At 38.5% G+C, this 23682-nt stretch carries 21 protein-coding genes and 1 pseudogene; all 22 read left to right on the forward strand.

The features are described 5' to 3' along the window. Positions 1-18 precede the first annotated feature (18 nt). The 22 genes and pseudogenes from fliF (at position 19) to O1D97_RS17280 (ending at position 23673) form a co-directional block, all read left to right on the forward strand. A complete protein-coding gene (fliF, locus tag O1D97_RS17175; protein WP_269127377.1) occupies positions 19-1686 on the forward strand; it encodes a flagellar basal-body MS-ring/collar protein FliF in 1668 nt (555 codons plus the stop codon). Beyond that, complete coding sequence (gene fliG / locus O1D97_RS17180) at positions 1687-2700, forward strand: flagellar motor switch protein FliG (RefSeq protein ID WP_269127378.1); 1014 nt, start codon at positions 1687-1689, stop codon at positions 2698-2700. 4 nt (positions 2701-2704) lie between these two features. Next, positions 2705-3613, forward strand: coding sequence for a FliH/SctL family protein (locus O1D97_RS17185; RefSeq protein WP_269127379.1), 909 nt, complete (start codon positions 2705-2707; stop codon positions 3611-3613). Beyond that, positions 3600-4918 (forward strand): annotated as a pseudogene (fliI, locus tag O1D97_RS17190) (flagellar protein export ATPase FliI). Before O1D97_RS17185 ends, fliI begins: the two are co-directional and overlap by 14 nt. 136 nt (positions 4919-5054) lie before the next feature. Then, the gene (fliJ, locus tag O1D97_RS17195) at positions 5055-5414 is read left to right on the forward strand and encodes a flagellar export protein FliJ (RefSeq protein WP_269127432.1); all 360 of its coding nucleotides are present in this window, start codon (positions 5055-5057) and stop codon (positions 5412-5414) included. 23 nt (positions 5415-5437) lie between these two features. Beyond that, complete coding sequence (locus tag O1D97_RS17200; protein WP_269127380.1) at positions 5438-7312, forward strand: hypothetical protein; 1875 nt, start codon at positions 5438-5440, stop codon at positions 7310-7312. A 142-nt stretch (positions 7313-7454) separates the two neighbouring features. After that, positions 7455-9383, forward strand: a complete 1929-nt coding sequence (locus tag O1D97_RS17205; RefSeq protein WP_269127381.1) for a hypothetical protein — start codon at positions 7455-7457, stop codon at positions 9381-9383. 249 nt (positions 9384-9632) lie between these two features. Then, on the forward strand, positions 9633-10616 hold the full coding sequence (locus O1D97_RS17210; protein ID WP_269127382.1) for an ATP-binding protein: 984 nt from the start codon (positions 9633-9635) through the stop codon (positions 10614-10616). A 73-nt stretch (positions 10617-10689) separates the two neighbouring features. Beyond that, entirely contained in the window at positions 10690-12576 is a 1887-nt protein-coding gene (locus O1D97_RS17215) for a flagellar hook-length control protein FliK (RefSeq protein ID WP_269127383.1), read from the forward strand. A gap of 124 nt (positions 12577-12700) precedes the next feature. Further along, entirely contained in the window at positions 12701-13228 is a 528-nt protein-coding gene (locus O1D97_RS17220) for a flagellar basal body-associated FliL family protein (RefSeq protein ID WP_269127384.1), read from the forward strand. A gap of 5 nt (positions 13229-13233) precedes the next feature. Continuing rightward, the gene (gene fliM / locus O1D97_RS17225) at positions 13234-14202 is read left to right on the forward strand and encodes a flagellar motor switch protein FliM (protein ID WP_269127385.1); all 969 of its coding nucleotides are present in this window, start codon (positions 13234-13236) and stop codon (positions 14200-14202) included. A gap of 12 nt (positions 14203-14214) precedes the next feature. Beyond that, positions 14215-14673 (forward strand): flagellar motor switch protein FliN, encoded by a 459-nt coding sequence (fliN, locus tag O1D97_RS17230; RefSeq protein WP_269127386.1) that lies wholly within the window; start codon positions 14215-14217, stop codon positions 14671-14673. Between the two features lie 95 nt (positions 14674-14768). Continuing rightward, complete coding sequence (fliO, locus tag O1D97_RS17235; protein WP_269127387.1) at positions 14769-15095, forward strand: flagellar biosynthetic protein FliO; 327 nt, start codon at positions 14769-14771, stop codon at positions 15093-15095. After that, complete coding sequence (gene fliP, locus O1D97_RS17240; RefSeq protein WP_269127388.1) at positions 15088-15828, forward strand: flagellar type III secretion system pore protein FliP; 741 nt, start codon at positions 15088-15090, stop codon at positions 15826-15828. Before fliO ends, fliP begins: the two co-directional genes overlap by 8 nt. Positions 15829-15830: 2 nt before the next feature. Then, positions 15831-16100, forward strand: a complete 270-nt coding sequence (fliQ, locus tag O1D97_RS17245) for a flagellar biosynthesis protein FliQ (protein WP_269127389.1) — start codon at positions 15831-15833, stop codon at positions 16098-16100. After that, complete coding sequence (gene fliR / locus O1D97_RS17250; protein ID WP_269127390.1) at positions 16100-16882, forward strand: flagellar biosynthetic protein FliR; 783 nt, start codon at positions 16100-16102, stop codon at positions 16880-16882. Before fliQ ends, fliR begins: the two co-directional genes overlap by 1 nt. Further along, positions 16875-18014, forward strand: coding sequence for a flagellar biosynthesis protein FlhB (gene flhB, locus O1D97_RS17255; RefSeq protein WP_269127391.1), 1140 nt, complete (start codon positions 16875-16877; stop codon positions 18012-18014). Before fliR ends, flhB begins: the two co-directional genes overlap by 8 nt. Positions 18015-18057: 43 nt before the next feature. Further along, positions 18058-20181: a flagellar biosynthesis protein FlhA gene (gene flhA, locus O1D97_RS17260; RefSeq protein WP_330221506.1), complete on the forward strand. Its 2124-nt coding sequence runs from the start codon at positions 18058-18060 to the stop codon at positions 20179-20181. A gap of 98 nt (positions 20182-20279) precedes the next feature. Then, the gene (gene flhF / locus O1D97_RS17265) at positions 20280-21602 is read left to right on the forward strand and encodes a flagellar biosynthesis GTPase FlhF (RefSeq protein ID WP_269127392.1); all 1323 of its coding nucleotides are present in this window, start codon (positions 20280-20282) and stop codon (positions 21600-21602) included. Between the two features lie 99 nt (positions 21603-21701). After that, entirely contained in the window at positions 21702-22436 is a 735-nt protein-coding gene (locus tag O1D97_RS17270; RefSeq protein ID WP_269127393.1) for an RNA polymerase sigma factor FliA, read from the forward strand. 55 nt (positions 22437-22491) lie between these two features. Beyond that, a complete protein-coding gene (locus O1D97_RS17275; RefSeq protein ID WP_428981135.1) occupies positions 22492-22872 on the forward strand; it encodes a chemotaxis response regulator CheY in 381 nt (126 codons plus the stop codon). A gap of 9 nt (positions 22873-22881) precedes the next feature. Continuing rightward, positions 22882-23673: a protein phosphatase CheZ gene (locus O1D97_RS17280; protein WP_269127395.1), complete on the forward strand. Its 792-nt coding sequence runs from the start codon at positions 22882-22884 to the stop codon at positions 23671-23673. Positions 23674-23682: the final 9 nt, after the last annotated feature.

The following is a 23682-nucleotide window of genomic DNA, read 5'->3' on the forward strand; positions in this document are numbered from 1 at the left end:
AATTATTGGCTCTCTTAAATGGATAATGTTTCAGCGCAATCAGATCAAAAGCTTTATGTGGAACTATTAACCGGCTTTAATAAACTAACTGTTATTAGGCAGTTAGCATTAATGGTCGGTTTAGCTGCGTCTATAGCAATTGGCCTCGCCGCCGTGTTGTGGAACAATGGCACCGATTATAAGCCTGTATTGAGCAGTATTACGGATTACAACGCCGATCAAATAGTTGAATTACTAACCATCAATAATATTCCTTTTAAACTAGATGAAAATACTGGTGCACTGCTAGTCGAGTCAGATTCATATCATTTGGCTCGTTTGAAATTGGCTGGATCAGGAATTGTTCAAGATAATATTGTCGGTATGGAAATTATGGATCAAGAGCAAGCTCTTGGTACATCCCAGTTTGTAGAGGGTACGCGTTATCGGCGAGGCTTAGAGGGCGAATTAAGTCGAACAATCACAAGCTTACAAAGTATTAAGTCCGCTCGTGTTCATTTAGCTATTCCTAAAGAATCTGTATTTGTTCGTGACACTCGTAAACCATCTGCTTCTGTATTTCTTGAACTGTATCCGGGTCGCCGTCTTGATGCGAGTCAAGTTGATGCCATTGTTAATTTGGTTTCTTCAAGCATTTCTCAATTGAGTCATAAAGACGTAACCGTCGTAGATCAAAGAGGGACGTTGTTAAGTCAAAAAGATCAAGACTCAGAGCTTTCTATTGCTGGTAAGCAGTTTGATTACACAAGAAAAGTTGAAGATGTGCTATTAAGTCGAGTGAATAACATCTTAGATCCTGTTATTGGATCTGGGCGATTTAAAGCTGAAGTTTCCGCTGATGTTGATTTTACCTCGGTGGAGCAAACTGACGAGCAATTTAATCCTGATTTATTGGCTCTTAGAAGTGAGCAAACGTTAAAAGAAAATCGTTCTGGTGTGGCTAATTCTGGCGTTCCTGGAGCACTTACTAATCAACCTCCTGGCGCCATTAATGCACCTGAAGTGGCTGATGTTAATGGGGCTGAAGTTGGTGGGAATGGTGCATCTACTCCAGGTCAATCAAGGCAAGAAACCACAAGAAATTTTGAATTAGATAGAAGTATTAGTTATACGGTTCGTCAACAAGGCACAATTCGTCGTTTATCTGTTGCAGTTGTTGTAGATGATATTTCTTCAATCGACCCAGAAACGTCGTTAGTTGTTAGAACTCCGTGGAGTGATGATGAACTACAAAGACTTACTTTATTGGTGCGTGACGCTGTAGGGTTTAACCCTAATAGGGGGGACAGCATTAATGTTGTTAACACGCCGTTTGCTTTGCCTGAACCGCCAGAAAAAATTGAAGAAGTTCCTTTTTATCAACAAACGTGGTTCTTAAATTTATTACAGCCCGTTTTGGTCGGGTTCTTTGTGCTATTACTGCTTCTCATTGTTGTTAGACCTATATTGAAGTCTCTTGGTGAACAAAACAAAATCGCTGTTGCTGAAGACGCCGAAGCATCTATTTTTGCAGATGAAACGGATGAAATTTCAGATGATCAAGTTTCCCTTGTCAGCGCTGAGGATGTGATGGTTCCTGGTTCTCCAGAGAAGATTGAAAGGCAGTTGAATGCTATTAGAGGTCTTATTGCAGAAGAACCAGAGCGTGTTGCTCAAGTAGTTAAACAATGGGTATTGGAAGAGTAAATGAGCGAAGTCGATGTAGGTTCTGATTTAAGTTCTATTGAAAAAGCCGCCGTCTTGCTTATGTCTCTAGGTGAGTCTGATGCCGCACAAATCTTAAAACATATGGGGCCTAAAGAAGTTCAAAAAATTGGTCAAACAATGGCTAAATTAGCAAATGTTCAAAGGCATCAAGTTGAAAAGGTGTTGGATGACTTTCTTGTTCTAGTCGGAGATCAAACGGGTTTAGGTTTAGGTGCAGATGGCTATATCCGGAATATGTTAAAAGAGGCTTTAGGGGATGAAAAAGCAAATAGCTTGATTGATCGTATTCTTTTGGGTGGTAATACGACAGGCTTAGATACGCTGAAATGGATGGAGCCAAGGGCCGTTGCGGATGTTATTAGATATGAACACCCTCAAATTCAAGCGATTGTGATTTCTTATTTAGATCCTGATCAGGCAGCGGATATACTGGCTAATTTTGATGAACGTGTACGTTTAGATATCGTGCTCCGAGTTGCTTCATTAGAAACGGTTCAGCCTGCCGCGCTACAAGAATTAAACAATATCCTTGAAAGGCAATTTTCAGGTAATAACTCGACTCAATCAACGTCAATTGGCGGAGTTCGAACGGCGGCTAACATTATGAACTTTATCGATAGTTCTGTAGAGGCTGATCTTATGGAGTCTATTCGAGATGTTGATGAGGACCTAGCGAATACAATACAGGATATGATGTTTGTATTTGATAACTTAATGGAAGTTGATGACCGCGGTATTCAGGTGATATTGAGAGAGGTTGAATCTGAAACCTTGATTCTTGCCCTCAAAGGCGCAGATCCTGATATGCAAGAAAAAGTATTTAAAAATATGTCTTCTCGTGCTGCAGATATGTTAAAAGATGATTTAGAGGCAAAAGGCCCTGTGCGGGTAAGTGAAGTTGAAGTCGCCCAGAAAGAAATACTCGCTGTTGCTCGAAGGCTTGCCGATAATGGTGAGATTGTCTTAGGCGGTGGTGGCGAGCAGATGGTTTAATTGAATGGGTGATGATGTAAGGAAAGAGGATAAAAAACTGACGGCATATGAACGTTGGGAATTACCATGTCTGCAAGATGAGAATAAAAAAACCGAAGTTCCACATTCTGGCTTGCTCATAAAAACTGAAGCAACGGTTACTTATGAAGAAATTGATGAGGACGAGCTGGTTTATGAACCTTTAACGGCTTCTCAGTTAGAGGAAATACGTTCTGCAGCATATGAGGAAGGGTTTGCTCAGGGGCTTGTAGAAGGCACGAGGGAAGGGATTGAGCAGGGACGTGTCGAAGGTCTAGAACTCGGAAAAGAGGAAGGGTTTGGCATTGGACAGAAAGAAGGGTTTGAGCTCGGGCACAGCGAAGCAAAAGAGCAAGCCAATACACAGTTTCAACAAATTGAAATACAGCTCAAGACGTTACTTGACGAACTGATTAGTCCGTTACGCTCGACGCGATCTGCTGTTGAGAAAACACTTTATTCCACGATTAAGAGATTGATTAATAATATAGTTCAGCTTGAGGTCAGTAATTATGCTACTGAAATTCTTAAGTCTCAACTTAACTTTATATTTGATTCAATAGAAGATTACGAGGGTAAAATAAAGCTTTCTCTTAATCCTAAAGATATTGAATTGTTAGACGATTATCAGATTTTTAAGGGTTTTAATCTACATTTAGAACCATTAGAAACACTAATGTCTGGAGGCTTTATTCTAGAGTCGAAAAACTTTTTCGTAGATGGTTCAATTGATAATCGAATGGAGAAGATTTTTACTGAGTTGGAACAACTCGTTGAGCAGATAGACATGGATGAAAAAGAAGTTAATGAACGGCCAGTCAATCTGGCTAATCAGGATGATATCATAACGCCGCTTAATGAGAAAAGTGATGTAGATAGCAATGATTCTGACTGAACGATTAAATAAACTGGATCAAATAGGTGTTACCTCTTTATCGTCCGTGTTTGAAGGGAAAATCACACGTATGGTTGGCTTGACCATGGAAGCGGTCGGTTGCAAGGTGGCCCTTGGTGATTGCTGTGATGTGCAAGTAAAGAAAGGTAGATGGGTCGAGTCTGAAGTTGTTGGTTTTACTGGTGATCTTACCTACTTAATGCCAACCGAAGCGATTGATGGCATATTGCCTGGAGCAAGAGTTCGACCTATTACTGGAGACAGTATGATTCCCGTTGGTGACGAGCTTTTAGGGCGGGTGATTAACGGGCTAGGAAAACCTTTAGATGGTAAAGGGCCGATAAGAACCAAAAATTCCATCAGTTTGCATACGACAACGATTAACCCTTTGCAAAGAAAGCCTATATCAGAGCCTTTAGATGTAGGAATTAAATCTATCAATAGTCTGTTAACGGTTGGTAAAGGTCAGCGACTTGGGCTTTTTGCTGGCAGTGGTGTTGGTAAGAGTATGTTGCTTGGGATGATGACTCGTTTTACTGAAGCAGATATTACTATTGTTGGCTTGATAGGTGAAAGGGGGAGGGAGGTAAAAGAGTTTATTGAGCAAATTTTAGGGGAAGAAGGATTAGCTCACTCGGTTGTTATTGCTTCACCTGCTGATGATTCTGCGTTGATGCGCTTACGTGCCGCTATGTTAACGACCAGAATTGCTGAATATTATCGTGACCAAGGTAAAAACGTTTTATTGCTAATGGACTCTCTCACTCGTTATGCTCAAGCTCAGCGTGAGATAGCGTTATCAGTTGGGGAACCTCCTGCAACCAAAGGTTATCCTCCGTCAGTTTTTTCTAAGTTACCTCAGCTTGTAGAAAGAGCGGGTAATGGCAAGGATGGGGGGGCTCAATTACGGCATTCTATACTGTATTAACGGAAGGGGATGACCAACAAGACCCTATTGCAGATGCGTCAAGAGCAATACTTGATGGACATATTGTACTTTCTCGACGTTTAGCTGAGGAAGGTCATTATCCGGCAATTGATGTAGAAGCCTCTATATCAAGAGCTATGCCTAATATTGTTAGTGAGGCGCATATGAGTGGAGCCATGAGGGTTAAGCAATTGTATTCTAAGTATCAGCAAAACCAAGACCTGATTGCTATAGGTGCTTATGTTAAAGGCTCGGACCCTGACACGGATCAGGCAATCAAGCTCATGCCTAATATTAAAAGCTTTTTGCAGCAAGGTCTAAAAGAAAGTTTTACCATTGACCAAAGTCTTGAAGAATTAGTGGCTGCCATGACTTGATCATATTGGATTGGTGGTTTTTAATTAACTGTTTATATGTATCTGGATAAGGTGATTTTGTGAAAAAATCCGCTAGAATGCAAATCTTGGTAAACTTGGCAAAGCAAAAGAAAGTGATGTAGCAAAACAACTGGCTATCCAGCAAGCTCAAGTAGAATCCGAAAAAGAAAAATTAACTCAGCTAGAAGAATATGCAGAGCAGTATCGCTCAGAGAAAAATTTAATTGGTTTAAATGCATTCCTATCAACAAATTATCAGCACTTTGTGGATCGTCTAGGACAGGCTATTGTTCAACAAAAACAGCAAATTGCTCGTGTTGAGCAGCAATCTAATTTTGTTAGGCATCAATGGATAAAGGCGCGAGGTAAAACAGAAAGCATGGATTGGCTGAAGAAAAAACATTTAACCTCTGAAGAATTAGTTGAAAGTAAAAAAGAACAAGCTCAGAGTGATGAGTTTGCGATGCAGCGGTTTTTGATATTAAAAAATACTTAATTTAATGTATAAGGCCGTTGTTGATGTCATTAGATAAGTCACTAGAGCAAAGTCTGTTTTTACTCCTAGATGATTTAGAGAATTATGCGGTGCAATATAGAGAATCCCCTTACACGAGTGTTAAATCATTAAAATCTGCGCTCTTTGACATTTACTCTATCCTTGATAACCTCACCATTTCTTCCTCTTCTTTTTTTGATTGGTTTTTAAGTAATAAATCATTTTTATTAAGCTCAGCATTTTCTCTTTCAGGCTATAAATCTAGTACTGATGCCTTTTTGTTTAGTTTGGTTGATAATTTTCGACAAAATTTGTCATTATTTGGCTTTTATCATCATGAAATAGAGATGAATTCTCCTCTTCAAGTGCTTCAGATTGATGCTTTAAGCCGTATGCTAACTTCTTTGAAAAAAGAAAAAATCAAAAAAAGTATGTACTCAACGTACAAATCCTCTTCAAATTTTAATAGCTATGCTGATGTTACTTTGGTTGTAAATGACTTACTGAATGACCCTAATGTTGTTGAATTTAGCATAACGGGAAGTTTAGAGTATGGGGAACGTTTTGTTGCTCAATCTCACAACATTACGATGGAGGTTGCTACTAGTTATTCTCTTCAATTGATTGAAAAAAAATATACACGGCTTAAGTGGAGTGAGAAAACCATTGAAGATCATGAGGCTAGCTCTTTCTATAAAGACGTTATTAGTTTAATTCAGTTATATGAAAAAGGTAAAAATAATAGATCATCATCTTTTCATTTTAATACAGACTTCAGTAATTTTTTATACAAAAGAATCGAGTTGTATCTATCAAAGTACACTGGTCAGGTAAGTGAGTGGGTGCGTGTTTTTCAAAATATTGTTTGTGTGCAAAAACTTGAAAATATTTGTTTGCCTGCTTTTTTAAAAAATGAATTCGGAGCTTTTTTAGACGAAAGAGGAATATTTACTGGTAATAAAAAAACGCTTTCGTTAGATCGATGGAATGGTAAGTCATATTTTTCTTTATTGCCTTGTCATGATGGAATAGGGGGACTAAATGTCGAATTGACCTCGGCTGGGTTAGGGGAGATCCCTCTTATACATTCTTATAATTTATTAACCGCGTTTTGTTCTGAAAGCGCTTTTTTATTCGATTATGATTCATTGTATATGGATGTGCTAATTGTCATGGTTGAAGGAAGTCGGTACGTTATCCCAAAATATCAGATACAAGACGTTACCTCTTATTGTGATGATTTAGGTAGTAATAAGGCTAACTATTTTTATTCTCTTTATAAAGACACATCCGTTCTGACTTTTCGGAAAATTGATTGGACTATTGTTCGAAAAACTGACGTTAATGATCATAAAGATGAATGTGATAAGAAGATTGTTTTTATTGCTCAGGCTGATATTGTCTTTGGGGTTGTTTGCGATTTTATGAGTGAGGTGACGATTGCTAGAAAGCTCGACTCAAATGACACAATAGACTCTTTAGCTGCGTTCTGGTCCACAAGAGAGGGTGAGTTATTGGGGGAGTTTACCCCAATCAATGACCAGACTATTTTAGATGTTGAGTCTTTAGCGTTAGAATTTACTGGTGAAAGCGAACCTGATCTATGTGATGTATTCTTAATTGGGATTTTTGAAGACACTGTTTTCGCAATAGAAAAAGGGGTGTCTTGTTCAATTGAAAATACAGCTTTAGATGGCGTTTATGAGCTAGGTTCACCATCAATCCAACGTTATTATATTCCTTACGAAGGAAAAGTTTATCCAGTGGTGAACCTTTTAGATGATATAGATGATATAGATGAAAGAATGATTCAGCGAGGTAGTTTTATTTTTTTCACGATAAGGATAAGCAGTTTGCTCTTTACTTTTCATCTGTTCGTTATGATGATTTGGTTGTGACTCTTGATGGTAATAAGGTGAAGTTATGGGATTCCTTGTTGGGTTGCTCCTCTGGTTTGTGTGAAAATAGAAAAATGAATGTGATATCAAGGTCAAGTTAATAGGGTCAGTCTTCACTAAATTAACATTAAGAAAATATATTATGAAAAATAGAATAAAAATCACTCGCTTATATGCAAGGTTATGTTTCTTTACGTTGTTTATTGTCGGTGTGGTTTTTTTTGTTTTTTCGGTGTTGCTTCATGACGCTTCTGAAAAAATTAATCAAAAAATAGTTGAAAGAGATCAGGTTGTGAGTATCCATTTCTTATTAAATGAACTCCATAATGATGCTTCTAGTTATGTTGGAACGGATCAGTTTGGTAAGAATGCCATTCTCTCTAGAATCGATAGTATCGATGATTTGATACAGCGAGCATCATTAGAAGATAAGTTTGATTTTAATTCATCTATATTAAAACGTGCTTTAGTCGAAGACCGTTTACGTTTTATCCAAGATGTCTCTTTTAACCTAGAGTTAAGCAAAAATATGTATTTTTCTCTAATGAAGGAGAAGTATCAATATGGAAGCTATGTGGGCATTACTCAATCCGTTAGTTTGCATTTGAGTTGGGTGCTTTGTGCTGCGTTTTTTCTTCTATCTGCTTTTGTGTTTTTATTTTATTTAAATTTTAAGAGAAAGATACAGGAAGATTTTGTTTTTCTTAAATCATTAATTAAAAAATATATGGTCTGGGATCTTTATGGGGACATGTTTTGTACGAATACAGTTGAAGTAGATGAAATACATGAGTTGTTGGTGCTATTTAGTGAAAGCCAACTTCTACCGGCTAAGCTAAGAGAGCAAAAGTATGAACAATTAGATCATGCTTTTCAATTTTCTGATAGGCCAAGTATTTTGGTTGATCAACACCATAAAATAATAGATATAAACCATGCTTTTCAGCAACTATGGGAAGAGTCGCATGAAAAATTGTCGGCATTGTTGGATGTGCATTGTGATCAACATTCGGTATTGGTGGGGGAGTATATTGATGAAGTTCATTTTGTTTGGTTAAAGGGAACTGATCACAAAATTTTATTAGAGAATGGTTTATATATGTTAGACCACTCTAAAATCACTCATCATAACACCGATTTTGGCTACGTATTATCATTAGATTTTATTTCTGAAAAAGTGGAACTGGGTGTTATTCATAAGTCCATTAAATTAATGCAGCAAGGGGTCTGGGATACGCCTATTAGAGTGAAAAGAGGCCTGTCTCCATTAACCGAAATTAGTCAGGGTTTAGAGTCGATTCGACTCTTTGTGTTGGAATCTAATACGATTGAGAAACTAGAGAATCCTTTAAATACTGACAAATTAGAAGAGTTCGATGAACTTAATGAAATAGATGACTTCGATCATTTAGAGGAGTTTGATAACGTTGTTTTGGAGCAAAATGCCCCTGCTTCTTTTGATGATAGTGACTCCTTTTTACCCACACTTTCTTTGTTGGATAAAGAGGAATCACGCCGTACAGGTTTAGATCATACTCTAGTGACTTTTAGTGATTGGGAAGAAAGGTTTAGAGAAAGCTTGATTAGAGTTTCAGCTGACTTAGTCGATCACTTAGAGTCTTCAGTCTTGTTAGGTTATGAAAATATTGTTCAAAAGCTACAAATAGCCCATAAGGAAATGCAGGCAGGGACAAGGGCGTTAAATGACTCTACTCGATTTCTCAACGAGGTAAGGGCGATTACTTTAAAAGCATTGATACATGAGCAGTCTAAAGGAGAAGTTGAGCGAACCTCTTTAGCAAAAGATATAAATCATGATGTGGATACGATTATTTCATTGCTAGGTGATCTTGCTGACGATGAGCAAAAAACAATCGACTTGTTTAGCGCTGAAATTAATGTGGCTGAATTAAGAAAAGCTAAAGCGATTGAACACATACATAATTTTGAACCTGAATTATTGAGTCGATGTTTAGTTCTTTCGAAAGACTTGATTAAACCTCTTTTTGTTGAGGATAAAGTCTCTCTCTATATAGAACCCTCAAATGTAAATAATAGAGACGACCGTTAACAAATTTTGACACTCTTATAATTTCTATGAGCCTATAATAAATCTACATTGCTTAGATGAGAATCAGTGACAAAAATCTAATTTTGCGACTAATTCTACTATTATAGAGGGGGAGTAAAAAGAGTTTATAGCGACAGAATATCTTAAGTAACTATAGGTGTTTGAGGGTTGTTATTAATTTTCTTTACTTAAAACAGTATGGTCGATTTCCTTTCTACTGCCCTTATCATTAGTGAGGCGTTGCCAGAGATGGGGTTGTTACATAATTTCTTACAACAAGAGAATTTTGATGTGTTACCTGTCCGAAGTTTAGATGGGTTTGATTCAACAAAATTGAGCGATATAAATTTAATATGTATTGATGTTGGGTCAAGAGACGGCTCTGTTGAGTCCGTTTTAGAGTATCTTTATTCGAATTGTGTAAACCCTAGCCTATCTCTCTTGTTTATTTCTAATTCTACGGATGGTTTAGACTTAACGAAGTGGTTAAATGATAAGTGTAATTTATTGGTTGGTAGCGGTTCCTTTCTTTCTATTGTTGTTATTCAGTTAGCGGATCGTAATTTATTGAACAGTGCCTTATTGTATCACTCCCCTCGTTTTTTAAGTGTTATTCAATCTTTGGGTGTTTCATCTTTGTCTGTGGATAGGGAGGATAATACATCTATTTCAAATGTACCCTTTAGTTATTCTTCTTTGTGTTTGTCAAGCAGTGATGTATCTGCAACATTTGATTTGGATAGCTCTGAGTTTGAATATGAGTATTTTCTTGACCAGTATACGCTTAAGACAGTTGATCCATTGCCAATATTGCTTAATTCGTTATCTGTTGTGTCTGGATTGCAAAAATACTCCAGTCAACTTTTTATGATTCTCTCAGAATTGTTTTCTAATGCTTTAGAACACGGAGTTTTGGAGCTAACGTCATCGGTAAAAGATACCCCTGAAGGATTTGCTCATTATTTCTCGGAAAGAGAATCTCGTCTACATGATATTGTAAGTGGGTTTGTCTCTATAAAAATGCATGTAGAATATTCAAATTATGGTGGTGTGGTAACGGTTACTGTTGAGGACAGTGGTAAAGGATATGATCCTAACTTAATAGTAAGTGAAGCAAATGAAGAGGGTACGCCTTACAATAGAGGATTGTATTTGGTAAGGCAATTAAGTGAAAAAGTAATTGTTTCTGCTAAGGGTAATAAAACTACGTGTCTTTTTAAATGGACTGAATAAATTAATTTCCTTTTGGTTTAAAGTTGGCTTCAATATTGCTTATTCTTAATTGGATAGTATTGGAGAGGTTGTTATGCAAGCACATTTAGATAATTTTATTACACCATCAAGTCGTAATAATTCATCTTATTCGTTAGGTGAAACACGATCATCGCCTTTGAAAGCGAGGAATGACGGTTTTGCAGACGCTCTTGATAAGGCAAGTAAACAGCAGTCTACTTCAAGTAGAGACCTTTCTACGAATTCTTCCTCTGAGGCAAATACGGACGAATCCTTTCATATACAGACAAAAAAAGTCGACGAAGGTGAAGTGCAAGATAACGGCTCTCAAAGCGAGCTTAATACGGAAGAGAATCACGATGTAAACACGAACAAGGATAGCGAAAGAGCGGATGCGGATAGTCATGATGGTGGCAATGAGTTGCCTAAAAAGAATAGTACTTATGTCAAAGAACCGGTTAATGACGAAAATGGCCGTTTTCGCTCTTCAGATGTTAAAGAGCCCTATGATTTGAATTTTATAGAGAGCCTACAAACGGCACCTATTTCTATGGTTCAAGCAGTACCCACTTCTATAATTAATGAAGGCCTGACGGATCAAATGTCTGTCATTGGGGTAGAAAATGAAGGCAGTCAAGCTAGTCTCGATTTGAATGAAGATGCCCTTTCTTCAAGTGATTTAGCCGCTGAAACGGACGCAGCAGGCTTTGATTTATTGCTCGATGGAATGGTAGATAATAGCAATGCCTCGGCTGATAATACGGTAGTTGATCATGTAGATAGTCTTGCCGTTTCTCAGGAGATAAGCGGTGATATACTTCCTATTTCGGCTCATGACACTAGCGAGGTTTTATCTGAATCATCAAAAATGGAATCTTTGGATGAAAGACTTAAGCAGGTCTCTCAAATTATTGATGTTGACTCCGATTTGACTGCAGGTGGCCTGCTTAATGAAGATAAAAGTGATATTTTAGTTTCGACATCCACTCCTTTAGAGTCTGTTGTTTTTGATACTAATGACGCAGAAGAGGTTCATCCGATAAATTTAAACTGGGTTCTTGGGGAGATGAAAAAACAAGCTTCAGAGCCAATGAATCTTGCGCAGGTGCAAAGTGCTACTAAAGAGTCGGTGCTACAGGGTGATAAATTAATCAATCCGTTGTTGATGCAAAAAACTTCGCTTGAAAAAACGACTGAAATAAACGTATCTGTAGACTACGAACAGTTGACCGATCCTGATGTCCCTTTGCTAATGCCGAACGTAAAGAGTGAAACGAAAAGTACTTTTCAGTTATCTCCAGATTTTAAGTTGCCGCCTGAATTTAAACTTATTTCAGCGGATGGGCCGCTATCCGCAGACGATGCCTTTATTCTGGAATCTGTTGATTCAGATATTATGAAAAACTCATCCTTGTTTGATGATCAGGTAGAGAGCTTAACGACGTTAACGGACTCGAAACTATTTACCTCGCCTTCTACGGCTATGAACTCCTCGGTATTATCAGTCACCACTCAGAGCAATCAATCAACATCTCAACCTTCTTTAACTATGACGGTTCCTCCTAATGATCCGAATTGGCCTCAAGAAATGCAGGATAAAGTTAAGTGGATTATGAGAGAGGGGGTACAGACAGCGGAGATCCACCTTGATCCACCTGAATTAGGTAGCTTAAGTGTAAAAGTATCACTAGATAGCGACGGTGCAAGTGTTACTTTTAGTGCGGCAACGCCTCAAGCAAGAGATCTTTTGGAAAGTCAAATGCAACGCTTGAGAGAGCTATTAGCTCAACAAGGGGTAGACTTAAATAAAGTTGATGTTAATGTTTCTCAAGGGCAGCATCAAGATTCCGAACATCATAATTTTCAAGGGAAAGGTAACGTAATTGCGTCAGATGATGATGACGTAGAAGAAGTGAAAACATCTTATGTGAATGCATCGGGTGTTGATTATTATGCTTAGCTAACGTTTTTCCATTTGTTTTGATATAAAGTGTTATCTGGCATGGTTCGTAGGCCGTATTTTTAAGAAAATTTAATGTACTATATTAATAATAAACCCTATGAAAACATTATGAGAGTAGAAAATGGCTGAAGATGGATTGGATGTTGGGGAAGAGGAAGGTAAAAAAGGCGGCAAGAAGAAGCTGATCATTATTATCATTGCACTTTTGCTTGTTCTTGGCGGAGGTGGCGGTGCGGCTTTCTTTCTTTTAGGCGGAGAAGATGAGGCGGAAGTTGGTACAGAAGAAAGTGTAGACGCGAGTGCCGCGGGTGCGGGTGCTTCAGCCACAGGACCCGCAATTTATTTAGAGTTAGACCCTGCGTTTGTTGTTGATTTCATCGTGGCTAATAAACAGCGTTATCTGCAGCTTAATCTGACTGTTAAATCCCGTGATCAGGTTAAAGTGGATGCCATAAAGGTTCATATGCCTCTTATCCGAAATAGTTTGGTGTTACTTTTTGCTAATCAAAATTTTGATGAGCTACAGTCTTTAGATGGTAAAATGGCTTTAAAAGCAGCGGCGATTGAATCAATTAATAGCATCCTTACTCAAGAAACTGGATCTGGTGGTGTTGAAGATGTTTTGTTTACTAATTTTGTAATGCAGTAACTCCTATGTCAGCGCAAGATTTATTATCTCAAGATGAAATCGACGCTCTTTTACATGGAGCCGATGAAAAACCTGAGGATGATGAGCCGAAGGACCCTAATGGAATATCGTCCTATGATATAACTAGTCAAGAGCGAATTGTTCGTGGGCGAATGCCTACTCTCGAAATGATTAATGAACGTTTTGCTCGATATACTAGGATTAGCTTATTTAATCTTCTTCGCAGAACCGCTGATGTTTCGTCTGGGGGGCTGCAAATAATGAAGTTTGGTGAGTATGTTCATACTTTATACGTACCCACTAGTCTTAATCTTGTAAAATTTAGACCACTACGCAGTACGGCACTCTTTATATTAGATGCTAAGTTAGTTTTTAAGTTAGTGGACAATTTTTTTGGTGGGGATGGCCGACATGCAAAAATTGAAGGTCGGGAGTTTACTCCAACAGAAATCCGTATTGTTCAGCTGATGTTAGAGCAGGTTTTCGTTGATTTAACTGAAGCATGGGCCCCTGTATTAAAACTTGAGCTGGAATACATTAGTTCAGAAGTAAACCCCGCTATGGCAAATATAGTGAGCCCAAGCGAAGTGGTTATTGTATCGACATTTCATATTGAATTGGATGGCGGTGGAGGTGAATTGCATATAACCTTGCCTTATTCGATGATTGAACCCGTAAGAGAGTTATTAGATGCGGGTGTTCAAAGTGACGTCGATGAAAAAGATGAACGCTGGGGTAAATCGCTAAGGCAGGATGTTGAAGAGTTAAATGTGAATTTGACGGCGACGGTTGTACAGAAGAAAATTAGTTTGGCTGATGTAGTTAAATTTAAGGTTGGGGATGTGATTCCAATTGAAATGCCTGAGCATGTGATAGTTAAAGCCAATGGAATACCTACGATAAAAGGTAAACTTGGTGTAAGTAATGAAAGGTATTCTGTTCAAATGGTTGAAAGTATTAAAATTGTAAAATGATGAGTAAATAAGATGTCAGAAGAATCCCCTGATCAAGAAGGTATGGATGGCGCGTTAGCTGATGAATGGGCAGAAGCCATGGCAGAGGCTGGTGAAACAGGTGAAAGTGATGGTATAGAAGATGAGTGGGCTGCTGCTATGTCTGAGCAGGAAGTGAAGCCTGCAGAGTTTGAAGAGTTATCTTCCGGTGCCCCGGCGACACATAATTTTGGTTCTGATCTTGATATGATTATGGATATTCCAGTTACCTTATCTATGGAGCTTGGGAATACCGAAATAGCCATTCGAAATTTATTGCAACTTACCCAAGGGTCTGTAGTTGAGCTAGATAGATATGCCGGAGAACCTTTAGATGTTTTGGTTAATGGTACCTTGATTGCTCATGGTGAGGTAGTGGTCGTTAATGATAGATACGGTATTCGTTTAACGGATGTGGTTAGCCCAAGTGAACGTATTAGAAGATTGAAATAACATTGTTCAAAAACCTTTTATTTAAAATCCCCCAGATTATTGTTTTGACATTCTTGTTCGTCAGTAATGTCTATTCATCCTCTGGGGTTGCTGAAATGTCAGATGCCTCATCTCTATGGAAGATGTTTCTTTCATTAAGTGTTGTCCTTGTATTAATTCCTTTATTATTATTTGCGTATAAGAAGCTGCAATCTTTGCAGTTGGGCTCTAGCCGATCCATGATAAAAATTCTTTCTGTTCAATCATTAGGGACAAAAGAAAAATTGATAATGGTCGAGGTTGAAGGTCAAAAATTATTGTTAGGGGTAACCGCGGGCTCTATCACAAAGCTTAAAGAGTTTAATGATTCTAAGAGCTTTGATGCGTTGTTAGAAGAAGAAAATGCACATCAAAATACCGTAAATGAGAGTGATAATGCTTAAAGGGATTCTCGTAGTATTTTTATCCTTATGGTCTGTTTATGGTCTCTCTGAAACAGGGTTGCCAGCCGTTACCGTGGTAACCAACCCTGATGGTTCTCAAGATTACAGCGTCTCTCTGCAGATCTTGTTTATAATGACAGCATTGTCGTTATTGCCATCGGCTTTGATAATGATGTCTTCCTTTACTCGTATTATTATTGTTTTATCTATGCTAAGGCAAGCAATAGGATTGCAGTCGACACCTTCAAATCAAGTGTTAATTGGAATGGCTTTATTTTTAACGCTTTTTATTATGACGCCCACCTTAGATAAAATTAATGATCAGGCTTTACAGCCTTATTTAAATGAACAATTAACCTCTCTCGATGCTGCTGAGGCCGCTTCAATTCCTATTCGAGATTTTATGTTATCCCAAACTAGGGAAGATGATATCGCTTTATTTGTAAAGCTGGCAGGTAAAGAAGGGCAAATTGAGTCACTTGAAACGCTCCCCTTTACTATTTTAATGCCTGCTTTTGTCACCAGCGAGTTAAAAACGGCCTTTCAAATTGGCTTCATGATTTTTATTCCATTCTTGATCGTTGACCTTGTTGTGGCTAGTGTTTTGATGGCAATGGGTATGATGATGCTTTCCCCTGTCATTATTTCTTTGCCATTTAAAATAATGTTGTTTGTTATGGTTGATGGTTGGTCTATGATTATGGGAACGTTAGCTGCAAGTTTCGGTATTTAGTTATGGATCCTCAAGTTGTCTTAGACCTTTATGGTCGTGGCTTTTATTTGATCATTGTTCTAGTGAGTTCGTTAATGGTTCCTGGCTTAATTGCCGGTCTAGTCGTAAGTGTGTTTCAGGCGGCGACACAAATAAATGAGCAAACACTGTCTTTTCTACCGAGGTTTATCATTACTCTAGGCGTAATTATGTACCTTGGGCCATGGATTCTTATGCAGTTGACTGACTTCACTACGCAATTATTTACTAATATTCCTATGATAATTGGGTAATGCTAGAGCTTGATCCTAATCAGTTAATGGAATTGGCATTTAGTTTTTTGTTGCCTTTTTTTCGTATAGGTGCCTTTCTTATGGCGCTACCTTTAATTGGTTCTAATTTAGTTAGTGTCCCCGTTCGGTTAGCATTTGCCTTTATTTTCTCAATTATTATTACACCTGTCATTGGGGTTCCTGAATACGAAGCCATTTCTCCGTCTATGATTGTGTTGATTGTTGAGCAGTTAATTGTCGGCATTGTTCTTGGTTTTGTGATAACAATTCTATTTCAGGTTTTTTCATTAGCTGGGCAGTTGGCGGCAATGAAAGCCGGTTTGGGTTTTGCAATGTCTAATGACCCAGCTAATGGCATTTCGGTAGCCACTCTTGGTCAATACTATCTGTCGATGGCTGGTCTAGCGTTTATTGGCACTAATGGCCACCATGTAATGTTTGAATACCTTGTTGAAAGCTTTACTTATTGGCCTATTGGATCTGGCTTTGAGAGTCAGAAATATTACGATTTAGTGAATCTAGGTTCGTGGCTCTTTGAAAAAGCATTACTGATGGTGCTTCCTTTGGCTATTGCTGTGTTAATTATGAATTTGTCTTTTGGTATTGTTGCAAAAGCCTCACCTCAATTAAACATATTTGCTCTTGGTTTTCCGGTAATAATGCTTTTCTCAATGTTTTTCTTTTGGGTGATGTTGGGCGAGTTTTTGTCAATCTATAAACTCTTTTTTATGGAAATAATGACTTGGTTACAAAGTACATGGGGGCTTCGACTTAATGGCTGAAAATGAAGACGGTTCAGAAAAAACCGAAAGTGCCAGTAGTAAGAAACTTAGTGATGCTAAAAAGAAGGGTAATTTAGCTAGATCAAAAGACTTGAGTTCTGCTGCGCTATTGATTGTGGCGGCGATTAGTATCTATGGAACTGGTTCTTTATTGGTGGCGGATCTAATTAGAGTTTTTTCTTTTAATTTTATTATTGAAAGGGATGATTTGTTTGAAATAGAACGAATGGTATTTCACCTTTATGAGTCAATTATGGGGGTTAGTAGCTCTACGGTTTTTCTTATGGGCGTTCTGGCTGTTGCGGGGATTATAGGGAGTGTCGCTATGGGAGGGTTAAACTTCTCTTGGGAACCCTTAATGCCAAAGTTGAGTAAGATGAACCCTATAGCTGGAATCAAAAGAATGTTTTCAACTCAGTCTTTGGTTGAGTTACTGAAGTCGGTGGCTAAAGTTGTTCTTGTTATGGGCGTGGCTTATATTGTTCTAAATTTGTATTTAGTTGAAGTACTTGGCCTAACATTTCAAAGCATTGATTTAGCAATTGCGCATGGCGTTGATATTTTAATTTGGGCGTTTATTTTTGTGTCTTTAACATTGATTCTTATTGCCGCCATAGATGTTCCTTATCAGTTATGGTCTCATGCTGAAAAATTGAAGATGACAAAGCAAGAGGTAAAAGACGAATATAAGCAACAAGAAGGGGACCCTCAAGTTAAAGGCCGTATTCGTCAGGCTCAAAGGCAAGCCGCCATGCGAAGAATGATGTCAGATGTGCCGAAAGCAGATGTGATCATTACAAACCCCACACATTTTTCGGTTGCATTACAGTATGATACGACCGGCGGTCAAGGTGCTCCTGTATTATTGGCAAAAGGCCATGATGTTATTGCACTGAAGATAAGAGAAGTTGGGAACTTCTACGAAATCCCTGTGATACAATCCCCTGCATTGGCGAGAGCAATATATCACCATACCGAGATTGGTGATGAAATTCCTGAAGGTCTATTTAAGACGGTAGCTCAACTTTTAGCCTATGTATATCAGTTAAAGCAGTCTCGACGATTTGCGGCAAGTGATCCGGGGCCTGTGCCTCCTCTAGAAGTGCCTGATGAATTGAAATGGGAAGGGTAAAATTTATTTCTTAAATGCTATTTTTTATAAGGTGTTGTGTTAAGTGGAAGTAAATAAACAACAGGTGCTCGGGCGAGTTAGGTCCGTTGTCACTGGCCATCTAGGTGTGCCGTTCTTATTATTGTCTTTACTGGCAATGATGATACTTCCTATTCCTGCATTTTTGTTGGATGTTTTATTTACTTTTAATATTGCTTTGGCAATTGTTGTGTTGCTCGTTGCTATCTATTCGATGAGACCGCTTGATTTTGCGGTGTTTCCAACTGTTCTACTTGTATCAACATTAATGCGTTTGGCTCTTAATGTCGCCTCAACACGAGTTGTGCTTTTATATGGTCATGAAGGTGGGGATGCGGCAGGTAAGGTCATTGAAGCGTTTGGTGAAGTAGTCATTGGTGGTAATTACGTTGTTGGTTTTGTTGTATTTGCTATTTTAATGATAATTAACTTTGCTGTAGTAACGAAGGGGGCGGGACGTATTTCTGAGGTAAGTGCTCGCTTCGTTTTGGACGCTATGCCTGGTAAGCAGATGGCTATCGATGCTGATTTAAATGCAGGAATGATTGATCCTGATGAGGCAACTATTCGTAGAAAGGAAATTGCCTCAGAGGCTGAGTTTTATGGTTCTATGGATGGTGCCAGTAAATTTGTTAAAGGTGATGCTATCGCCGGTTTAATGATATTAGGGATAAATATTATTGGAGGATTGGCAATTGGTATGTCTCAACATGGATTGACTTTTGTGGAGGCCGTTGAGCGTTATTCCTTATTAACCATTGGTGATGGCCTTGTTGCTCAGCTTCCTTCATTAATGCTTTCTACGGCGGCGGCCGTTATGGTTACTCGGGTCAATGAAACTGGTGATATGGGCGATCAGGTCTTTAATCAGATGTTCGCTTCATCAAAGGCTCTGTATGTGGCGGCTGTGGTTTTGACCATAATGGGGCTTGTGCCTGGAATGCCACACTTTTCTTTCTTGTCTTTGGCTTTAGTTGTTGGTGGCTTAGGGTATTACATTGATTATCGTAAGAAAATAAAAGCTCAGCCAAAGGCTGGAATTAAACCTTCTCAAACAAAGTCTGGTAATACTTCCTCGGCTCCTGAAGTGAAAGATTTGAGCTGGGAAGATGTGGCGCCAGTCGACATGTTAGGTCTTGAAGTCGGTTATCGCTTAATTCCTTTAGTTGATAAGGCTCAAGGTGGAGAACTTTTGGCAAGAATTAAGGGCGTGCGCAGAAAGTTGTCACAAGATTTGGGATTTCTCGTTCCTAGCGTTCATATACGAGATAATTTAGATCTTATGCCAAATGCTTATCGGGTAACATTAATGGGAGTAAGTTTGGCTGAGGCGGAAATACACCCAGATAAAGATCTTGCGATTAACCCAGGTCAGGTATTTGGTAAAATTGATGGTATTCCAGGTAAAGACCCTTCTTTTGGTTTGGATGCAGTGTGGATTGATACTAAGAAAAGAGATCAAGCTCAAACGTTTGGTTATACCGTAGTGGATGTGAGTACGGTGGTTGCGACCCACATTAATCAGATAATGCATAAGCATTCGTACGAATTGATAGGGCATGATGAGGTTCAGCAATTATTGGGGTTATTGAAGCAATATAATCCTAAATTGGCTGAAGAGTTGGTACCGAATACCATTCCTGTTAGTGTTTTATTGAAGGTATTGCAAAACTTGTTGGTTGAGGGAGTGCCTTTACGAGACATGCGTACTATAGCTGAGTCTATTATGGGGGTTCAGCCGAAAACAATGGATCCAATGATTCTTACCTCAGCCGTTAGGATGTCGTTGTCTCGTTTAATTATTCAAACACTTGCTGATGGTGTTGAGGAGGTGCCAGTATTAACGTTAGAGCCTCAATTAGAGAAAATGTTGATGCAGACGGTTCAGCAAAGTCAACAGGCTGGGGTGAAGAATGAAGAGGCATTAATTTTAGAACCAGCGATGGCTGAGCAGCTACAGACATCATTGCGACAATCTGCAGAGCAGCAGGAGGCTATGGGTAATACGCCTATACTAATAGTGTCAGCTCCTATTAGACCTATGTTAGCAAGGTTTATGAGATATGGATCGATAGGGATGGCTGTGTTGTCATACCAAGAAGTGCCTGATCATAAACGAATTACAGTTGTTGGGGTGATTGGACAATAAAATCCTACAATTGAAGTAATTTCTTATCTATATTTATCTAAATCTTTCGGGTAAGCTATGGATTTGTAAGCAAAATAACCCAAAGGAATTGATATTTCATGCAGATAAGGCGGTTCCGAGCTCCTGATATGCGCCAAGCAATACGGAAAGTCCGTGATGCTGTTGGCCCAGATGCGGTTATTTTGTCTAATCAACGCCTTCCTAGCGGTGAAATTGAAATTGTTGCTGCTCTTGATTACGATGGCAGTCTTCCTGCAAGCCTATCTTCTGCCACTGCAGAGCCTACGAGGCAAAAACGGCAACAAACACTTCATGTAGATCCTGCCTTATCTGAAAAAGTAGATCCATTAGAGGATGAGGCAAGCCTTACGTATCAGCAGCGAATTGAAAGTGCAAGGCAGAGATCAACTGTCGAATCTAATGTTATCGTAAATGAGAATAAGCACGCTTCAACGAATATTGTTGATGATGACCCTAAAATAGAGGAATCATTATCGATAGCAAATACAGCTAAAGAGCGTCAATTTCAAGAAATGGAGAAGGAGTTAAGGGAGGTAAAAGCGCTCTTAGAAGGTCAAAAGTATCAACAGAACCAAACGAAGGTGCCGCAGGAACAGGTCAAACCGGAGGTTCAAAAAGTCCGTGAAAAGCTAAAAGGTCTTGGTATATCTGATAGTGTGTCTTCAAGGTTATTGGATGATATTGATTTATTAGGCAGAGAAGATGATTGGAACAGAGTACTTGCTCATCTTGCTGATCATATACCGACGAGAGTAAAAACCAGTGAGTTACTAGGATGCATTGCTTTCATGGGGCCTACAGGCGTAGGGAAAACGACAACGATTGGTAAGATAGCGGCTCAACATGTCTTAAAATATGGCAATAGTAGTGTTGTTTTGGTTACGACTGATACCTATAGGATCGCTGCGCATGAACAGCTACGAACATTTGGTCGTATATTAGGTGTTCCTGTTGTTGTGGTAAATGAATATTCTGATTTGAACGATGTTTTAGATAAGTATTCTGATTACTCGTTAGTCTTAGTTGATACAGCAGGAATGAATCCTAGAGACAGTAATCTTGAACGGCAATTATTAATGATTAATCGAGCGAGAGCAAATTTAAAAAAACTCTTAGTGCTACCGTGTACTAGCCAAAGACAGGTATTAAAGACTGTCGTTGATGTATACTCTAAAGTAAGGCTTGATGGTTGTGTTTTAAGCAAGTTGGATGAGTCAGCCTCACTTGGAGAGGCAATTAGTGTAATTGTTGAAGAGAACCTTCCAGTAGTGTATGTTGCTGATGGGCAAAGAATTCCTGATGACATTCAGCCTGCTAGGTCACATAATTTAGTGAGTAGGGCTGTGTATGTTGCTGAACAGTATAGTCATCTTTATAGCTCTCTTAAGTACGGTAGTTAGTAATTTTATGTTATTTTTTCGACTATCTTGATCATCTATGTAGTAATGTTTGGGTGATGTTTTTAACTGAAAAATTATTGGGTTGTTTTTTTATTGTTTATGCAGACTAAGATCGGCTATGGCGCCTACTCAAAAAATGAACCGTTATCTGTTGACACTATCGTTAATCAGTATGGCTTTTTAGTGAAAAAAATCGCCTATCATCTATTAGCAAGAATGCCTAGTAGTGTTGAAGTCGATGACTTAATTCAAGCTGGTATGATGGGATTACTTGAAGCGCACAAGCGGTTTGAGTCTAATAAAGGCGCGAGTTTTGAAACGTATGCTGGTATTCGTATACGTGGATTTATTATGGATGAGGTTAGAAAAAGTGATTGGGCACCTAGGTCGGTAAGGCGTAATGGTCGGGCTGTTGCTAGCGCTGTTAATGAGCTTGAGTCTTCCCTTGGTCGAGAGGCAACAGATATAGAAGTTGCAAACTCCATGGGGATTGCGCTTGATGAGTATCACGATATTCTTCAGTCATCTATGTCTAGTCAATTATTTAGCTTTGAGGAATTACTAGATTCTGATAGTTTAAGTTTTGATAGTGTTTCTGATAATGCGTCTAACCCATTAGAGAGTATTGAAAGTCAAGATTTTCAAGATTCTTTAATTAAAGCAATAGATACTTTGCCAGAGAGAGAAAAATTAGTATTGTCTTTGTACTATAATGAAGAAATGAATTTAAAAGAAATAGGTGCCGTTTTAGGTGTAAGTGAATCTCGAGTAAGTCAAATTCATAGTCAAGCGGCTATGAGGTTGAAGGTCAAATTGATTGATTGGCGAGAATAAATTTTGAGTTTTGAAATACTACCTTTGGGTTGTGGAGGTCGCATTGGATAAAAATATGAAAATTCTAATTGTTGATGATTTTTCAACAATGAGAAGGATAATTAAAAATCTTCTCCGAGATTTAGGTTTTACAAACACTGTAGAGGCTGATGACGGGACTACGGCTTTACCAATATTGCAGGCGGGGACAATTGATTTTCTTGTAACTGATTGGAATATGCCAGGAATGACAGGGATAGAATTACTTCGAGCGGTTCGTGCAGATGATAAGCTTAAAACAATTCCTGTTTTAATGGTTACAGCAGAGGCAAAACGGGATCAAATAATTTCAGCCGCGCAAGCTGGAGTGAATGGATACGTTGTAAAACCTTTTACCGCTGTCGCGTTAAAAGAAAAAATCGAAAAGATTTTTGAACGTATCGATGCTGGAAAATAGGAGTATCTAATGCCAGATAAATCCAGTTCTAGTTTGGATGATTTTGAAGCTACTTTAAAGAATGGCGCTGTAGATTTGTTGAATTGTATAGAAGTTGGAAACTACTCCAATGCTATTCAAATAATACAAGAGTTAAGTGATGCTAGACATAAGAGCTTTTATAATGAAGTAGGTAACTTAACTCGTAGTTTACATAATGCAATTAAAGAATTTAAAGTGGACTCTGTTGATGTCGAATTAACAGGGACAGATGAGCCGGAAAATGGTTCGAAAATTACTGATGCATCTGATCGATTAAATTATGTAGTTGAAATGACGAGTAATGCCGCTAACAAGACCATGGATATGGTTGACAGTAGTGTGCCAGTTGCAAGTGAACTTCAAAAACAAGCCAAAGAGTTAAGAAAGGACTGGGGGCGACTAATTCAACGGGACCTTTCTCCTGAAGAGTTTCGTCAGCTGTATAAAAGAATTGATGTGTTTCTTTCGTATGCGGATGATAGTGCTACCACTTTACATACAAATTTAAATACAATTTTACTTGAACAAGGCTATCAAGATCTGACAGGGCAAGTTATTACTAAAGTAAATAGTTTGATCCGAGATGTCGAAGAAAAGTTAGTTCATTTAGTTGCTGTCGCAGGTCGTATTGATAGTATTTCTGGGATTGAGCATGATTTAAGTCTTAAAGAAGAAGATGATACTCGTGGTCATGGCCCAGCTATTAAAAATGATAACAATCCAGAAGTATTGAATAGTCAAGACGAAGTAGATGATTTGCTATCTAGTCTTGGTTTCTAGAGGAGCTGA

It is taken from the genome of Marinomonas phaeophyticola, from assembly GCF_026966905.1.
Classification (GTDB): domain Bacteria; phylum Pseudomonadota; class Gammaproteobacteria; order Pseudomonadales; family Marinomonadaceae; genus Marinomonas; species Marinomonas phaeophyticola.